This is a genomic window from Candidatus Margulisiibacteriota bacterium, from assembly GCA_041661965.1.
GTDB lineage: Bacteria > Margulisbacteria > WOR-1 > O2-12-FULL-45-9 > XYB2-FULL-48-7 > XYB2-FULL-45-9.
This window is the reverse complement of the sequence record JBAZTH010000001.1, coordinates 39,210-57,462: the sequence shown is the minus strand read 5'-3', so window position 1 is coordinate 57,462 and position 18,253 is coordinate 39,210. Positions and strand designations below refer to the sequence as shown.

Genomic DNA, 18,253 nt, shown 5'->3' with positions numbered 1-18,253 from the left:
ATGATAAGGAGTAAAGATGCAGACAAGACCGATCAACAGAATTAAGGCCGAACAATCGCCGGCAAGGGAACTATTCCCCGCGCGGCGTCTTTCGCGCGGCGTCTACCCGGGAACAGAGAAAGCCGGTCTCTCCTTGTCCGGGTTGGAACAATTTGGCCGTCGAACGCTTATTAATATTACCGCCCGCGCGGCGGAAGCATATTCCCCAGCCGTCGCCGGATCCCCCGAAAATCCGTTAGACATGACGATCGTTTTTATGGCCAACAGCGGCAACACCGCGACCAATATCATGCGCCCTAACAATAACAGGCTAACCACGCGGTCCTTAACCAATCATCTTAATGATAAGATGACTTCTTTTCAGAAGCGCTACAATTCGCTCCTGTTAAATAATTGGGTAACGCTAAGCGGAGTCGCTTTGAGCGTCGGCGCCGGCTTTATGACCCCCTTTTCCTGGACGATGACCGCCGCTTTTTCATTCCTCCCGATCACCGCGCCGGTCTGGGCGCCGGCGGCGCTGGTCAGCTTAATCGGCCTGGGAATCGTCGGCCTGGTCCGGGCCGTCGGCAGACTGCGGGTCAATTCGTCGGTCGAAGAGCTCAAAACACTGGCCGAGGGAAGGGAAAAGAACCTCGCGGGCATTCTCCATCAGCTGGGCGACGATAAAAAAGTCGATTATCTCTTAAATAAACTCCCCCAAGCGCTCCGTGATAAAGTCGCGCAGGAGTTGGTCCGATTAAGCGGGCTGAGAACGGATAGGCCAGATTCTCTTGCCCTGGAATTAGCTTATGACGCCCTAAATGAATATTTAGCTTTGCCGGCGGCCGAACAACTGGCCAAAGAAACTGAAATTGCCTCCCTGATCGAAGAAATAAACACCGCTTCAAAAGAGCTTGGTTTTGACCTGGTTCCTCAAGCCAGGAGCGGGAGCATTATCCCTTATGTGATCGTCCCGGCTAACGCCGCCGCGAAACAAAAGATCAAAGCCCTGGCCGATCGAAAAAATGATAAAGGCTTGCCCGATCCGGATGTTCCCCCGCTGATCGACGGCGGTTGTTTCCTGGGTCGCGGCGGAATGGGGGAAGTTTATCTGACTTTCAACCCTCAAGACCGCAAATTTTACGCCGTTAAAATTATGCTCCCCCAACATCTTAGTTCCGGCGCGGCAATTGACAGTTTCCGCGAGGAATATGATGTTCAGGAAAGGCTTAACCACCCGGCGGTCGTTAACGCTTTTGCCTTCGGCCGATTCGAAAAGAACAGCAAAAAAACTTCGGACTGCCCTTATTTTGTGATGGAATTGATCGAAGGAGTCGACCTGGAAGAATACGCCCGAAAGCTTAATCGGCGCCTGGCGCCGCAGGAAGCCCTGGTTTTCCTCGCCAAGATCTGCGATGCCATGATCGCGATCACCAATGAGCGGGTCACGCATCGCGACCTTAAGCTAAGCAATATTTTTGTCATCCTAAACGGGCTGGCCAAAATGATCAAGATCGGCGATTTCGGACTTCTCGCCAATATCGATAAAGATGACAAATCGGCAACCGGTATTCTGAAAGGGACGGTTACCTACATGTCACCGGAATATCCGCATGAATACGCGAATCTCACCAAACTAGAACGGGAAGCTCGGGCCAGCGCCGGGACTCTCTTTCCAATCTTGGTCCGTCATGACCTGTACGCGGTCGGCGTAATCCTTTATCGCTTGCTAAGGGGGAGCGCCTTGATCTGGGAACACAACGGTCAACTTTATAAAACCTCCCCCAACCTCTTGCAGCCCGGCACCGCCGTCGATGGACGAACCAAACGGGATATCACCGAGATCAGCTGGCTCTTCACCTACGCCGCCGATTATAAGGCCTATCGCGAAGCCAAAGCGGTCGGCAGTCAAGTCGTGATGGATGACATAAAGGCTAAATACCGGCTCCTGCCGTTGGGCGATGAACCGGTCGAGCGGGCAATCACCGAGCTGGTCCAGGAAGCCACCTCGATCGACCCGGCGGAACGGCCGCAGAATTTTACCGGGCTGCGGGATAGGATCGTGGCGCTTTTCAATCAGTATTTTCCCGGCCAACTTATGGACGACAGCTTTATCCAGGCCGAGCTTCTCACCGCTCCGGAGCTCTCATTCCACGAAGAATCGAGCGAGGAAGAAACCAGGCCGGGACAGGATGACGACGAAAAAACCAAGCCGCGGCTTAGCGGAGAGGAACCGACCAATATCGACGGCAATACTCCAACCAACCCTTTGTTGTCAAATACCGCGATCCCGACGCTCCCACAATTAGTCCAAACAATAAATAGCGGCAGCAAGCCGGACCGGCTGCTGCTGCTGCAAAACATCGAACAATATGTCGATGACACGACCGTGGCAAGTCTATTAATCCCCGTGCTTCAAAGATTCATCAAGGTTGAATCAGACCCGGATCTTAAAGCGGCCGGGCGTTCGGCCATGGCCTATCTCTTTGATTATATCCAAAATGATCTTGATGATAACGGAGGCACAGCATGATCTCCAGAATAACAACAACCCATCCATCTTTTGCCAAACTTCAGAAAACGGAAAGGACCTTCTTATCTCTTATCACTAATAAAAGAGGAAATGTTGAGGCGGCGGTCCGGCTTCAAAACGCGCAAAAGTTGCTGGCCGCGGTCCAAAAAGGGGTTATCTGCGATGAAACGGCGATCACCAACGCGTTATCGCCGTTAACCTCTCATCCGACACTCGGAACGCTCTCTGCCCAAATACTGGCGGAGCTTAACCCTGCGCCGGTTTTACCGCCCACGCCGCCAATAATTAACCCGCCGCCGCAAGCGTCGGTCATTATAAACTTTCTTCCGGAAGAGCCGGAACCGCCGACCGTCAAAAACCCGGGCTTGTCACAACCTGCCCCCGTCAAGCCGTCTCTCCCCGTTAAACCAGCGCCGGCGCATCCCGGCCGGGCGTTAGCCATGCTCAAATGGACCGGCCTTATTTTGTCCGGTCCAATTTGGTTGTTGCCGTACCTGGCTTATAAGTTGGTTGCCGGCCTCTATCGGCTGGCAACCCCGAAAATGCCGGCTCATGCCGCGACAACTAAAGGGGCCCTTTATACTCCTTTAAATATTGGTTTTGGGTTGGGCGGTTACTGCTCGGTCGGGGGGCGTGAAAACAACGAAGACGCCGCCGCGATCGACATTGACGGCCCGAAAAAAACACGGTCGCTTTACCTGCGGTTGGTTGACGGAATAGGAGGGCATAACGGCGGCGAGACCGCGGCCGATATCGTCACTCATAAAACCCGTCAAGCCTATCTCGGCCGATCGCCGCGCAAGCCGTTCGACGCGGCCGAAGCGCTGGTCTTAACCGATCAGGCGATAAAAGACCGGGCGGCAAAAAACCTTGCTTTAGAAAAGATGGGGGCGACCGCCGCCACTCTCTTTATTGAAGGAAAAACCGCCCAAGTCGCTTGGGTCGGCGATGCCAGGCTATATATTCTCCGCGAGGGGGACTTGATCCTGATCACCCCGGACAATCATCTCCACACGGCGGTCTATAGGAACGACAAAAACGTTCCGGACTTATACATCAACGGAAAGCTAAACTCCGAATATAGTTTTAATGGGGCGGACGCCGCCGCTTATCATGAATTCACCAGGACCGACTCGGGCTCAACCAACGTTATTACCACCGCCCTTGGTTTACTGCCTCAAACCACGGTGACCGATCCCGACGCCAGATTGGCCGCTCAAAAAGAAAACATCAGCCATCGGCAAATCGCTTTACGACCGGGCGACACCGTCCTGTTGTCTTCCGACGGTCTGCACGGTTTTATCCCCTTCGACGAACTCCGCGGCCTGCTGCGGAATAACACCCATCTCCCGGCAGCGGCGAGGGCGCGACTGTTGGCCGAAACCGCCCTGGATTACATGAAAGCCGCGGGAAAAGAAGGCGACAACGCGACCGCCATTATCGCCGACCTGGTCGACGATAAAAATGGGGGAATAACCTTCCGTCCGACCGCCGCCAAAGCCGCCGTTCAGCTGATTTTACCGGGCGAAAAGAACCCGACCAGGATCGCGCAAGATACCGCCACCTATTACGCCGATGACGCCGCAACGCTCCGCTCGGTTGAACTAAATGAACTAAAAAAATTCCGCGGCGACTTTTTCCCGGCCGGGACGACCGTTTATTTTTCACCGGAAGGCAAGCTCTCCGGGTTCCGTTTAGCGGCCGACCAATTAATCGCTGGGACCAATTTCCCCGCCGGCACCAGGCTGTGGGTTGACGACCAGGAAGAATTGACCGGCGCCCGACTCGGCCAGAACTGGCACCTTCCCGCCGGCCTTGACGTCAAGACCGGTTCTTATCTGTTTTATGAAAAAGGAAAATTGATCAGCGCCGAGCTTTTTGGCCAACATATCCTGTTCGGTCTTTCTCATCCGCATCGGACTAATTTGAGCTTTAAAGATGATAAGGTCACAATCAGGCTGAAGCTTGGAGGCAACAAGAGTAAAAATGTCGGCGGGATCAATTATGAGGCTAAGAGCAGCTTAACCTACGACCTCGGCAAACTAACCGTAGCGGTTTTCTACGGCAGCTTAACCCTGCCCCACTTCACCGAACCGGTTCCGGACGGCAGTCGGCTCATATTTTCCCCTAACGGTGACCTAGAAAAAATAAAAATTTCCGCCCCTCTTCGGGTTTTTGATAAGAGCGATCCGCAGGTTTATGACGAATACCCGGCCGGCTCAACCATTATTTTTGATAACGGGCGCAAAGAAATCGCCAGCATAATCATCGGGGACAGAATGAATGACGCCGCCCTCGGTTCCCAGTTCTGGCTAAACGAGAACCAGGCGATCAGCGCCATTAAATACAACCAACCGCTCACGTTGTTTGGGGTCGACTTCGTACCCGGAGCAACCGTTCAGTTCAATAACGGCCGGCCGCTAAGTATTACCCCGGCTGCCGATCTGGTTTTGGGTAATTTCACGATCGGCGCCGGCTTGAAACTGGACATCAATAAAGACAACGAATCGTTCGTCATCACGGTCCCAGCCGATGCCACCAAGCTCGCCGACCGTCTCAACGCTTATACCGACCTGCCGGTCGGCTCTCAACTGGAAATTTTGGGCAATGGCATGGTTTATTCGATCACCCCGGCGGCGGAATGGGAAGGGATCGTCGCCAATAACACCGTTTATTATTATCCGAATGGCCAACGAGATTTTATGGTTATTCGCAGCCCGCAGGAGATCGGCGGCTATCGTTTCGCCCCCTCCACTGATCCGCTTTTCTTTAATGGGCAAGGCGGTCTGACACCAGATTCGATCGCTCGCGGAGTTAAGGTCAAAACTACCCAACCAGAACCGCCGACCCCACCGACCAGATTCGCTCTGGCGCCGGCCTATGATATTAATGATGTTAAATCGGTCAGAACTTACCTTCGAGCGTTAGGCGCCCTGGCCGACATCGAAGGCGAATTGACCACGGAAGAAGAAGCGATCGTCAACCAGGAGAACACCCGGCTGGCAGAGATCAAACAACGTTACGGCTCCGACCAATGGATCAATATGCAATGCCTAGCCGCCAGGACCAAGATCCTGGAGCTATTAATGTCATAAATAAGGGGATAAAAAATGCCAACAGCTATTAGAATCGACCGTAATTTAATTAATGCGATTAGAGCCCAGCTCCCCAAGGCCAAGGTAAGAGCGGACCTAAGAGCGATTACCGATCGGGTTATAAATCCGGTTACTTCGGGCGCGGTCACCGTTCCTGCAGACATCAAATTAGAGATCGAAGCTTTGCAAGCCCAGCTCCTACAGATCGTCCCCACATTACCAAAAGGGGCCGCCGTCGCGCCGATCGATCTTGAGGCTCTGGCTGGTCAGTCGGCGTCTCCGCCAGTTCCACCGCCAGGCCCACTCCCGCCAGTCCAGCCGCCGCCCCCCCCCAATCCGGGCCGGCAATTGCTGGCGGCGCAACAAAAGGTTGGCGAGCTCGAAGGCCAATTAACCACTCTCCAGGAATCCACCAAAAAGGCAATTGAGGCAAAAGAACGACTCCTCTCTGAAGAAAAAGATCGCACCCGTCGGTTGGAAGTTTCACTCGGCACTAAACGCCAAGAAATAGCCAATTTAGAAAATGATAATAAGACCATTCGGACCAAATTGCAAAGTCTTGAAACGGTCGCTCAAGAACTCAAGGACGCAAGGGCGAAGATTGCCTCCCTGGAAACCGGTCAACAGGCGACCGCAAGCTTAAACGCCGATCTCCTTAAAGCTCAAGGGGAGATTAATCGTTTAGCTTCCGCCCTTACGGCTCTTCAACAGGAGACCAAAGAGAAAAGGATTACCCAAGCCGTACACGCGCAAAAAGTCGAAGAACAAATACAAAAGCTGACCGAAGAAAAACAAGCCTGGCAAGCTAAACTGGAAAAGATCAAAGCTTCAACCGCCGAAAGCATCGAAGAATTATACGCCGCCAACCGAACGCAGGGAAAGACCATCGCCGAGCTGACCGCTAAGCTTGAAACCGCGACCGCTCAAGCCGCGGAGCAAGCGCGGACAATTGCCGAACTAACCGTGGAAATTGCCAAGACCCCTTCTTTTACCATCGAAAACCTTGCCGCTTTAATCAACAACGGGGTCGCCGAATTGCAGGCCCAACTGCAAACGATCAAAGCCGCTTACGCTAAAGCCAATTTAGACTTGCATAATAAAGCGGAAAGCATTGAAGAGCTTGATTTTTCGATCTCCGTCAGGGAAGCGCAAATCGCCCAAACCAGACAAGATTATGACGACCAGATCAAAAACACCCGGGAATTATTCGACACCGCCGCTGTCAGGGACCGGGGAATTCAATTGGCCAAAGACCGGGTCGCGGCCCTGGAAAAGAACGGCGGAGAATTCACGCTCGATCCCGAAAGAAAGAAAAAGATCCAAAACGCGAAAGAGTTTTTAGCTGTTTTGGAAAACGAGCTGAAAAGAAAACTAAAATTGGACGACCCCCAAATATTGGAAAAAGAAAAAACCGAAGCGGTCGCGACGCTGCTCGATTCCTTAACTATGCTGCGCCGAGACCGGGACGCTTTAATTTCCGAGCAAGAGGAAATCAAGCGGGAAATAGTACAGATCACCGGGCAGGCCCAACCGATCGCCCAATCTTTGGCGGCTTTGGCCACTACTTTTTCCAGAGCAAAGGACGGGGTTGCCGAAACCGAAAGGGACCTGCTCTGCACGTTTTCACCATCGGTCCCAAATTAACTGAAATTTCCCCCAGAGGATGTCGATAATTATAAGGAAGGAACAGGAGCGCGCGGCCATATGGCCCCTCGCCCATTTTACAGGAGGCAAATAAAATGATTCACAGCACCAGACCAGCCAGCAGAACAATGACGACAATTAGACCGGGAACTTACGCGACGTCGAGAGAGCATTTCTCTTCTCTCTTGCGGACGGCGACGAGAACCGTCGGTTTTGCCGGCGCGCTCGGACTGGTTCACCTGGCCGCTTGCGGCGGCGGGGACGAAAGATCGCCCGGACTGGAACAACTCGAAAACGGCCTTGACGCCGGGACTTTTAACACTTTTGACGGCGGCCGGACGGACGCTTTGCCGGCGGAAGCCGCCGCGCAAACAGACGCGGTCTCTGAAGAGGTCAAACAAGACCCGCCGATTGGGATTCTAATTCAAAGCGGATGGTTATATAATGAAGCCACCATGATCGGCAAGACCCAGTTTGTTGAAGTCCCTTTTAAAGTTGAAACTGCCGACGGCAAGCCTATCGTCGTGCCGGGCCTGCAGAACGCCAGCGAGGTCCGCTTCGAAATTTACTCCGATTCGACCGTTCTCCCCACCCTCTATGACGATCCCAATAAGAGCCCGACGGCGACCTATCCTTGCTGGCCCGGGATTTGTAATCTTGGGGTTGACGCCGCCGGCAATTATTTAATCAATCTCATTCCGGCGGAAGCGCGCAAAATAATTCCGCTTTATCTGGCCAAAGCCGAAGTTGCCTCCCTTATTTCCAACGGCGGCACAAAACCGTCGCAGTCCCCGGAATTTGACATTGATGCCAACCCTAACGAAGTCGGCGTTGGTTGCGCCCCGGAAATAATTGATGCCGGCCCCGCCATCAAAACCACCCCGGCTTCATTTGCCTTAGACCAGGCAATGTATAATTCCGGCTCCATCCAATGGAACGGCAAAATTTCTTTCGCCGTCAACACCGAAGGGCTCTCTTACAGCGGCTACGCTTTTAATGTTTATTATCTTATTAGGGTGGTGAAATAAAAACATGAAAAATTTCAGAAAGACGTTCGGGACCCTGTCGCTTATTCTCGGCCTGCTTTTGCTGACCGGCGGTTTTTGCGCGGCGGAAGCGGTCACCATCCCGGCTAAAAGCGCCGTTAATCCCATCTATCAAGCAATGTACATCGTAGACAACGCGCCGATCCCGGCCCAAACAGGGGTCTATTCTCAAATTAAGACCTATCAGTATTCAAATGGTTGGTCTTCAAGCCCTAATACCCTCTCTTTGAGCGGGATCTCCATTACCGCCCAAGTCTTCGGTTTAGCAGTTTCCGATGACGGCAATTCGTTATTTGTTTCAATTAACGACTTGACCCAATCTAAGGTCAGGATTTATACCCTGGCAAACGGCGTTCCAACCGGCACCTATCAGAATATCAACATTAACACCGAAGGCTCCGCTTCACTCGCCGGCATGGCGGTCAAGGGGGACATGCTCTTCGTTGCCGATATGAACCTCGGCAAGGTCCACTATTTTAAAAATACGAACGGGACCTGGGCCCACACCGGCGACATTTACAACACGTCCTACATCACCAGGCCGCTGTTTGACGTTGCCGTCTCCCAGTCGGATGCCAGCGGCAATTATTTGATCTTCATCACCAACAAAGAAACCGACACTTTAAAAGAACTCCTTGTTTATAAAAACACCGGCGGGACGATCTCGGCCAACCCGGTCGCCTCCTTTGATCTGCAGGTCCCAACCTCCCTGAAGGTCGCCGGCGACAAGCTCTGCGTCGCTCTCAACGGGACCGACGGCGATGTCAAGATCTATACCATCAGCACTTCCTCCCCTTACTTGACCGAAAAGGCGACCATCAAGAATCCGTCAGGGGTCACCGCCAACTACGGCTGGAACGGCTTTGACGTCACTCCGGATAATACCTATCTTTATTACATCCAAGCCCAAAACGCCAGTGAAACTTCGACCAAGCTCTATAAGGTTTATTTGCCAACTGCCAGCGGCCAAGTGACCGCCCTCAATGTCAACAGCTATACCACCACTTCAAAATATGACGGGTTGGTGATCTCCCCCGATCGTTTAAAGCTCGCGACAACTTATAGCGGCAATGGAAGTTATTTGTCTTTCAATCTTAACTCCGACCTCGGCAATCCCGGCGCGATCCCGCCGGTCGTCACCTCGATCACGCCAAATTCAGCCAATTGGGGGGGGACCAATGTTTCTGTCTCGATCAAGGGTGAGCATTTCCTCTCCACCACCACCGCTTTCCTGGTCAACGGAACGGAATACCAGATCCTGGTCAATGAAGTCCTTTCTTCAACCATGATCGACGCGACCATCGATACCACCCAGTTTGATAACGCGACCAAGACTTATGCTTTGCGGCTCAAAAACGGGACCTCGCAGAACGAACTGCTTAGCGCTTTCACTATTAATAAGACCAATCAAGCCCCGAATGCTCCGACCAATTTGACCCAAAACCCAGCTTTTGGCAATAGAACCAACGCGAACACCATCACCCTAGGCGTCAAAATGTCCGATCCGAACAATCCGGACACTCTGACCCCAGAATTCAAGATCGGCGCTGGCAGTTGGGTCGCCGGCAGCGCGGTCTCCTATTCCGGGACTGCGGTTTCCGGAACTAAAGCCGTTGACATCAGCGCCTTAGCCGACGGCAATTACAATTGGAGCGCCCGGGTTAAAGACGCGGCCGCCGCCTACAGCCCTGAATCCGCGCCAACTTCTAATCCCGACTTCATCATCGATCGGACACCGCCCAAAGTCAGCTCCACGACCCCGGCTGAAGGAGCGACCGGCGTCGCCAGCGGCGCCACCATCAAGATCGTTTTCAATGAAGCGATGCAAACCTCGGTTTTCAACGGCGCGGCCGCCACGGTCAAGGTCGGCGGTACGACCATCGCGCACACCGAAAGCTACGATAACGCCACTAACACTTTGACGATCACGCCGAACGCCCCCGGTTTAATGCCCGGCGCCGCGATCAAAGTTACGCTCTATATGAACAGCGCCAACCAGAACATCACCGACGTCGCCGGCAACGCCCTCGACGGAGACAAGGATGGGGTCAGCGAAGGGTATCCGGCCGACGAGTTCAAGCTGAACTTCACGATCGGCGGCTCAAACTCCGCCCCCAACGATTTCAATAAAATTTCACCGCCCAATATCTCTGATGTTTACACCCAAACCCCGACCCTATCCTGGGAAGGGAACGGCGACCCTGATGCCGGTGATTACGTCGACCATTACTATATTACCGTTTTCGACAACATCACCCACACCTACTCCTATTATACGGTTGCCGGAACGCAAACTTTTTACACCTTTACCGCGCCGCTCACGATCGGGACCAATTACTCCTGGTACGTGGACGCTTTTGATAAATGGGGTACGGTCACCCACAGTTTGCCTTCTTGGTCTTTCGTCGTCAAGGAGGTCCAGGCGCCGACCATCGACACGGTCATCCCCTCCGCCGGCGAGCAAGGCCAAACTCTCAACGTGGAGATTACCGGGACCGGTTTTTACGACCAGACCGCCGTTGATTTCAGCGGCACCGGCATCACCAAAAATTCGACCGTATTCAACAGCGCGACCAAGATGACCGTCAATATCAGCATCGCCAATAACGCGACCCTTAGCGCCAGGGATGTCACCGTTACCAATCCCGGGCAAACACCCGTCACCAAGACCGGCGCCTTTACCATTGTCGCTCCGGCCCCGGCGCCGACCATCGGCACGATTGTCCCCGCTTCCGGCGAACAGGGGCAAACGCTTGACGTGGTTATCAACGGTTCCGGTTTCAACCTCTTAACCGACGTCGCTTTCAGCGGCATCATCAAAGATATTCAGGTTAATTCGGTAACGTTTAACAACGATGCCAAAGTGACCGCCAACATCACCATTTCCAACTTGGCCGATACGACCTACAGGAACGTGACCGTCATTAATCCCGGCGGGAAAACCGCGACCCTGGCCAATGGGTTCAAGGTTAATGAAGCAACGCCGACCCCTACCATTAAGAGCATTGCCCCGAACAACGGCCTGCGGGGTGAAAATGTCTCGGTCACCATCGTCGGCGATAACTTTGCCGCCGGCGCTACGGTCCGCTTGACCAAAATTTTCCAGACCAACATCGACGCAATAAAAGTGATCGTCGTCTCCGCTAAGGAGATCACCTGCGAACTGCCGCTCCCGGCCCTCGCGGCTGTCGGAACATGGAACGTTGAAGTTCTCCAGGGAAGCAAGAGCGCCGTCCTAACCGACGGGTTCACCATTAATTCAAGCGGCGGGACGGCCGATGTCCCCCTCAATCTCAAGGCGGCAAAATCAGGCAATGACGGCCTTTTAACCTGGGAAGTTCCACAAGCAGGTGAACCTACCGGCGGCTACCGCGTCTACCGCGGCACCAGCCCAACCACTATCACGACCCAAATAGGCGGGGATATTCCGGTCGGCGCCCATCAGCTAACCGATACCGGAGCCCTCTTAACCTCTGATTCTTACTACTACGTGGTAAAATCTTTCAGCGGGGCGACGGAATCAGGCCCCTCAAATATGGCCTATATATTAAAGACCAATATTACTCACAATGTTGGGATCGGCAACAAGATCATTATCTCGCTCCCGTATTTAAACAATTACTCGACCCTGGCCGACATTCTCGAAGACATCAACGGGATCGCGGACATAACCACCGGCAGCGGCTTGATAACCGCTCCGACCAAGGTCGGTTACATCGCCAGACTTAATCCGGCCACCCAGGTCTATGAAACCGTTTCCTGGGACGGCGGCTTGGGACAATGGATCTCTTCCGTTGACGACTTCGGCACCGCCAACATGGAATCAGCGCCATACGTGAGAGGCGAAGGGTTCGAGATCGAAGCAATGATCGACTTCACCCTGCAAATCGCCGGGGGATCAGACGGCAATTTCACTTTTGCCCTGACCCACAACATCGGGATCGGCAATAAAAATATTATCTCCATTCCTTACGAGAACAAATATTCGACTATTTCCGACATTCTCGAAGACATCAACGGGATCGCGGACATAACCACCGGCAGCGGCTTGATAACCGCTCCGACCAAGGTCGGTTACATCGCCAGACTTAATCCGGCTACCCAGGTCTATGAAACCGTTTCCTGGGACGGCGGCTTGGGACAATGGATCTCTTCCGTTGACGACTTCGGCACCACCAATATGGAATCAGCGCCATGCATAAAAGGCGAAGGGTTTGAGATCGAAATCATGACCGACTTAAGCTGGAAGCCGACCTTGTAAAGGGGGAAAATGACAATGAAAAGAGCCATCAAATTATTAGGGGCCATATTCATCGCAACCATCTTGTGCGCCTCGGCAGTGTTAGCCGCCGGCGGGTCACACATTATTTCAGGCAAAGCCCAGCCGCAGGGGACAAATTATACCCCGGCGACTTATAAGGTCTGGATGTCTAATAACTCCAGCCAAACCCAGTCCGGAAACTGCGCCTACAGCGCCACCAATTACACTTATTTTCAGGAAAACCTGGCCGACCCAGGCTTTAACTCCTCCTGGACCAACGGCCAGATAGTCATCGGGATCATGGAAAAAGCCAATGGCGCCGAATCGGGCGCCGGTTTATTCACCGCGTCCAGCGTCACTCTTTCAGACGCTACCACCACGCAGAATTTTTCGCCGGACTTCCCCGCCCTGGCTAATGTCCCCCAACCAACGGCAACCGTCAACAGCGCCCAGGGACGGGTTGATCTCTCATGGACAGCCGCGACCGCTCCTGCCGGTATCATCAGCGGCTACAATGTCTACCGCAGTACCGATGGGACGACTTTTACAAAAATTAATGACGCTTTAGTTTCGGGTACAACCTTCAGCGACACAGCGGCCAACAGCACGCCTGATCCCGTTGTCGGCGCCGCTTATTACTACGCGATAAAGATTGTTTTTACGGCCAACGTTGAGTCAACTTATCGGTCTCTGCGCTCCAGCCAGGTCACTTACCCGGCGGCGCCTTCGGCCGGCGCGCTGCAATTCAGCGCGGCGACCTATACTGTGGCGGAAAATGTCGCGACGATCGCGATAAACGTCACCCGGACCGGTGGTAGCGGCGGCGTGGTCAGCGTCCAGTACGCCACCAGCAACGGGACCGCGACTTCCGGCTCCGATTACACCTCTGCCAGCGGCACCCTGAACTGGGCCAGCGGCGATTCGGCCGTCAAAACTTTCAATGTCACGATCGCCAATGACCCGCTTGATGAGGTTGATGAAACGGTCAATTTGGCCTTGAGCGGACCGACCGGCGGCGCCACTTTGGGAACGCCAAATACTTCGGTCCTAACCATTAACGATGACGACGCGGCGCCGACCGTGGCCTTCTCCGCCGCCAGCTCCAACGGCTTGGAATCGACGACCCCGGCCAATCTGGCAGTCGCCCTCTCGGCCGCCTCCGGCCAGACCGTCACCGTCAACTACAGCGTCACCGGCGGGACCGCCACCGGCAGTGGGACCGACTACACCCTTGCCAGCGGGACCCTGACCTTCAATCCCGGCGAGACGACCAAGAATATCAGTGCGACGATCGTTGATGATGCCATCATTGAAGGAGCGGAAACCATCATCGTGACCCTGGCCGCTCCGACCAACGCCACTCTCGGTTTACTGACAAATCATACGTATACAATTAATGATAACGACACGGCCGCCGATCCCCAGGTCACCAGCATCACCTGGGAACCGGGAAAAGATTCCGGCTATGTCTATGGGACGATCAACCTCAACGGTACCAATTTCGGCGCGACCCAGGGGACCAGCACCGTCGCCCTCCAATTCCAGGGCGGCGCTTACAATAATTTAGGCGCGGCCCAGATCTACTACTGGTCCGACACCAAGATCCAGGTCGGCGTGCCGATCAGCATTTCCGGAACGTACGCGGTTGCTGGAACGACTAATGCCCGGGTCACCGTTAACGCCAAAAACGCTTCAAATACTTTCAGCTTGAAACCGAAAGTTTACAGCGTTACTCCGAACAACGGGCCGGTCGGGACTTCCGTCGCGATCGAGGGGACGGCGTTCAACCAGACCGCCGCCGGCAACTCGATCAGCTTTAACGGGACCGCCGCTTCCGCCGGCAGCATCGTCAACGCCGCCGACAAGAGCACCCTGACCGTCGCCGTCCCAGCCGGGGCGACGACCGGACAGCTTTTGGTCACCGCCAACAGCCAAACTTCGAACACCCATTATGATTGGGCGCCGTTCGATCAGATCGTCTTCACCGTGACCAGCGCGGCCCAGCCGACCATTACGACCAACAGTCTCCCTAATGGGACCGTTGCTACGGCTTACAATCAAACTTTGCAAGCCATGGGCGGGACCGCTCCGTACACCTGGGCAATAACCGTCGGCTCACTGCCAGCCGGTCTCTCGCTCAACACTTCAACCGGCGTGATCTCGGGAACGCCAACGACCGCGCAAACCGCGAACTTCACCGTCCAGGTGACCGACGCGGCCGCCAAGACCGCGACCAAAGCCCTGTCGATCACGATCGATCCGGCAGGCGTTGTCAGCGATCCTTCGATCTCCGGGATTTCACCGGCTTCAGCCTACGCCGGCCAAACCCTGATCATTAATGGTTCTCACTTCGGTTCGTCCGGCACGATCACCATCGGCGGAATCAATACCCAGCCAACTGTTTGGACCGACGGGCAGATCATTGCCTCAATTCCAACCGGGGTCGCAACTGGTTCGGCCGCGATCATAGTCAGCGTCGGCGGAAAGAGCACCGACTCCACCGTCACCGTCGACAACAGCCGGATCTACCTCGATGATTTCGAAGGGGGTTCGGTCGGTAATTTCACCGCGCCGGGAACGAACACCGGCTATTACACGTTCGGGACCGGGATCGCGCCGGATAACGCCAATATCAACGCCAGCGGCCCGCAATCCGAAGCGGCCAAAGAAGGGGCCAAAGGGATGAAGGTCAAATACTCCTACACTTCCGATTGGGGCGGCGGCTGGGGGGCGAAACTCGCCAACCAACTCGACCTTTCCAGCGCGGACAAGATTAACTTCTACATCACGTGGGACGGTTCGAGCAACGACGTTAAAGTCAGCCTTAAAGACGCCGACGGGACAGCTGTTGCCGCGACCGTCACCAACGCGGCCCTGGCCGCTGTTTCCGGGTACGGTCAGGTCAGCCTTGATAAATCAAGCCTTGTTTATGACAAAGACGGCAGTGATGCCGCCGCCAACGCGAGCTTTGATTGGACCAAGGTCAACGGCTGTAACTTTGTCTACACGACCAAAGGAACAACCTCAAACTACCACTATATCGACAGCCTTTACGCGTCGGTTGGAAGTACTCCGCCGATCCCGCCGTCAAGCACCGAGTCGCCGGTCATTACTTCAATCGACCCAACCGCCGGACCAGCCGGGACCAAACTGACCATCATCGGCTATAACTTCCGGGACAAAGAGACCAGCACCTCCCGCAAGGTCTTGTTCATTTCGGCCTCCAACACGATCATCGAAGCTGCGATCGTCAGCTGGGAGAGTACCCGGATCGTCCTGACCGTCCCCAATACTTTGGGCACGGGGACTTACGACATCAAGGTCCTGGTGGAATTCCCGTCGGCCTCCGACCCGAGCATCATCCGGTCGTTCTATTCCAACCCGGCCGCCTTCATGGTAACCGCGGTTGCTCCAGGCCCCGGCGCGATCATCGCCTACCCGACGCCGTTCAACCCGAACACCGGCGTGCCGCTCAAGATCGAGTTCGATCCGGGAACGGCCACCAACATCGGCGTCTACATTTTCGACATGACCGCCAAGCTGGTCTCCCGCCAGACCGTCACCGGCTCTCCGGTCACCTGGAACGGGGTTGACATGTACGGCGCGACCGTCGGGGACGGCGTCTTCCTCGTCCGGATCGTCAATAACGAGAACCAGGGTCTGATCGCGAAAGGCAAGATCCTCGTCGTCAAGAAGCAGTGAAATTCATGACAAAACTTGACGATATATATACGAGGGGGAAATGCCAAATGTCAAATTTCAAATGTCAAATTAAGTGGCTCCCGGAAACCGCGACGATATTGTCGCGTGTTTGCGTGGTTCTCTTACTGCTTACAGCTTTAAGCTTACAGCTTATCAGCCCTGCCTTCGCGACCGGCTACCTGGCCGATCCGATGTCAATCGGCGTCGGCGCCCGTTCCATGGGGATGGGAAAAGCTTACGTCGGCATGGCTGAAGACGGCGACGCCATCTTCACCAACCCGGCCGGGATCGCCGGGATCAGCTCCGCCAAGCTGACCACCATGTACACCAACTTGCTCAACGACGTCAACTACACCGTTATCGGCGGCGCTTTCCCGTACGGGGAAAAATCGTCCATCGGTGTCGGTTTGGTCAGTTCCCGCGTGGCCGATATCGTTTTGCGCGACGGAACCGGCGCGATCACCGCTTCGAACCTGACCTGGGGGAGCCACGTTCTCTTCCTCTCCTACGGTACCTATTTAAGCGAGCTCAATTTAAACCTGGGCAAAGATGTCGCGGTCGGCGCCAACCTGAAATATTATAATGTCGGCGGTTCCGGGATCGACGGATCCGGCTCCGGCTTCGACGCCGATCTTTCCGCCCTCTACCCGGCTAGCGAGTACGCGACCCTCGGCGTAACCCTGCAGAACGCCCTGCCAGCCGCTCTCGGCGCCAAGATCACCAAGGCGGGCAGCGAATACGACAGCATCCCTTCGACCCTGAAGGTCGGGGCCAAGGTCGCCCTGCTCGACAAAGAAGGGAAAGGGCTTTTTGCCAACAAGAGCCGCAAACTTTACACCAATATCGATTACGATTATTATCCGACCCGGACCAGCGTCCCAGGGGTCCTGCACGCCGGCCTCGAATTCTGGCCGACCGAAAATCTGGCCCTGCGGGCCGGTTCCGACAACAGCGATCTGACTTTAGGGGTCGGGATCCGGGTTTCCGGTGTTTCTTTTGACTATGCCTACCACCCGTACAGCGGCATCACCGAGAATACTTCCCATTATTTTTCGATCAGTTACATTGGCGATCCGACCAAGCGGGAGCTCCAGCTCTCCGTCGATTCCCCGATGGACAAAGCGGTCATTTACGACGACAACGTCAAAGTCTCGGGCCGGGTCAAATTCACCGAAGGCGAAGTCGGCTCGTCCGTTAAAGAGGTCACCGTCAAAGTCAACGGCGTCAACGCCCAAGTCATGCCGGACGGGACCTTCACCGCCACTTCACCGGTCAATAAGTACGGCAAAAAACTGATCGTCGTGGAAGCGGCGACGCCGAATGGCGATCTCACCAACAAAGAACTGCGGCTCGTCCGCCTGACCTCCTTTGCCGACGTCCCCGAAGGTTACTGGGCGAAAATGCCGATCGAAAACAACGCCACCGTCGGTTTGGTCCAGGGTTTTCCGGACGGGAACTTCAAACCAAACAACGCTCTGACCCGCGCCGAACTGGCCACCCTTTTGGTCCGGGCCAAAGGGATCGAAGTCCCGAACACCCGCGCCCGCCAGGTCTTCAAAGACGTCAAGCCCGATTTCTGGGGCGCTAAATATGTTGAGATCGCCCAGCGCGAAGGCTTGATCAAGGGTTATCCGGACAAGACCTTCCGCCCGAACAACAAGATCAGCAAAGCCGAAGGGATCGCGGTCCTGGTCCGCTTCGACAAGCTCCCGCTGGCGGAAGCCAACGCCAAACCGTACTGGGACGTCTCTACCCATCACTGGGCAGCCAGACACATCCAGGCGGCCAAGGAAGCGGGGATGCTGAACTTTGTCGACAACAATAGGCTTGGTCCCAAGCAGGCGATGGTCCGCGCCCAGGCGGTCGACATGCTCGGTAAGACCTCTCTGGCCAGCACCAAGGTCAAAGACCTGTACAGCTGGGAAAAAGGTTTCCAGAAAGATTTCACGCCGGAAGATCGGCCGAAGATCAGGGCGTCTATTTACTAATACCT

General features: G+C 54.8%; 7 protein-coding genes. All 7 read left to right on the top strand.

Annotation, left to right across the window (positions count from 1 at the left end):
* Positions 1-16: 16 nt before the first annotated feature.
* The 7 genes from WC772_00160 (at position 17) to WC772_00130 (ending at position 18,248) form a co-directional block, all read left to right on the top strand.
* Positions 17-2,512: a serine/threonine-protein kinase gene (locus WC772_00160; GenBank protein ID MFA6169171.1), complete on the top strand. Its 2,496-nt coding sequence runs from the start codon at positions 17-19 to the stop codon at positions 2,510-2,512.
* On the top strand, positions 2,509-5,607 hold the full coding sequence (locus WC772_00155) for a PP2C family serine/threonine-protein phosphatase (GenBank protein MFA6169170.1): 3,099 nt from the start codon (positions 2,509-2,511) through the stop codon (positions 5,605-5,607). The genes WC772_00160 and WC772_00155 overlap by 4 nt, the downstream gene beginning before the upstream one ends.
* Positions 5,608-5,622: 15 nt before the next feature.
* On the top strand, positions 5,623-7,251 hold the full coding sequence (locus WC772_00150) for a hypothetical protein (GenBank protein ID MFA6169169.1): 1,629 nt from the start codon (positions 5,623-5,625) through the stop codon (positions 7,249-7,251).
* Positions 7,252-7,346: 95 nt separating this feature from the next.
* Positions 7,347-8,279, top strand: coding sequence for a hypothetical protein (locus WC772_00145; protein MFA6169168.1), 933 nt, complete (start codon positions 7,347-7,349; stop codon positions 8,277-8,279).
* A 4-nt stretch (positions 8,280-8,283) separates the two neighbouring features.
* Positions 8,284-12,558, top strand: a complete 4,275-nt coding sequence (locus tag WC772_00140; protein ID MFA6169167.1) for an Ig-like domain-containing protein — start codon at positions 8,284-8,286, stop codon at positions 12,556-12,558.
* A 15-nt stretch (positions 12,559-12,573) separates the two neighbouring features.
* Positions 12,574-16,260, top strand: coding sequence for a Calx-beta domain-containing protein (locus WC772_00135; GenBank protein ID MFA6169166.1), 3,687 nt, complete (start codon positions 12,574-12,576; stop codon positions 16,258-16,260).
* A 47-nt stretch (positions 16,261-16,307) separates the two neighbouring features.
* A complete protein-coding gene (locus tag WC772_00130; protein MFA6169165.1) occupies positions 16,308-18,248 on the top strand; it encodes a PorV/PorQ family protein in 1,941 nt (646 codons plus the stop codon).
* Positions 18,249-18,253: the final 5 nt, after the last annotated feature.

Bases quoted from the DNA above. Each gene is read 5' to 3' on its own strand.
- WC772_00160 (MFA6169171.1), top strand. From the start codon at position 17: ATGCAGACAAGACCGATCAACAGAATTAAGGCCGAACAATCGCCGGCA.
- WC772_00155 (MFA6169170.1), top strand. From the start codon at position 2,509: ATGATCTCCAGAATAACAACAACCCATCCATCTTTTGCCAAACTTCAG.
- WC772_00150 (MFA6169169.1), top strand. From the start codon at position 5,623: ATGCCAACAGCTATTAGAATCGACCGTAATTTAATTAATGCGATTAGA.
- WC772_00145 (MFA6169168.1), top strand. From the start codon at position 7,347: ATGATTCACAGCACCAGACCAGCCAGCAGAACAATGACGACAATTAGA.
- WC772_00140 (MFA6169167.1), top strand. From the start codon at position 8,284: ATGAAAAATTTCAGAAAGACGTTCGGGACCCTGTCGCTTATTCTCGGC.
- WC772_00135 (MFA6169166.1), top strand. From the start codon at position 12,574: ATGAAAAGAGCCATCAAATTATTAGGGGCCATATTCATCGCAACCATC.
- WC772_00130 (MFA6169165.1), top strand. From the start codon at position 16,308: ATGTCAAATTTCAAATGTCAAATTAAGTGGCTCCCGGAAACCGCGACG.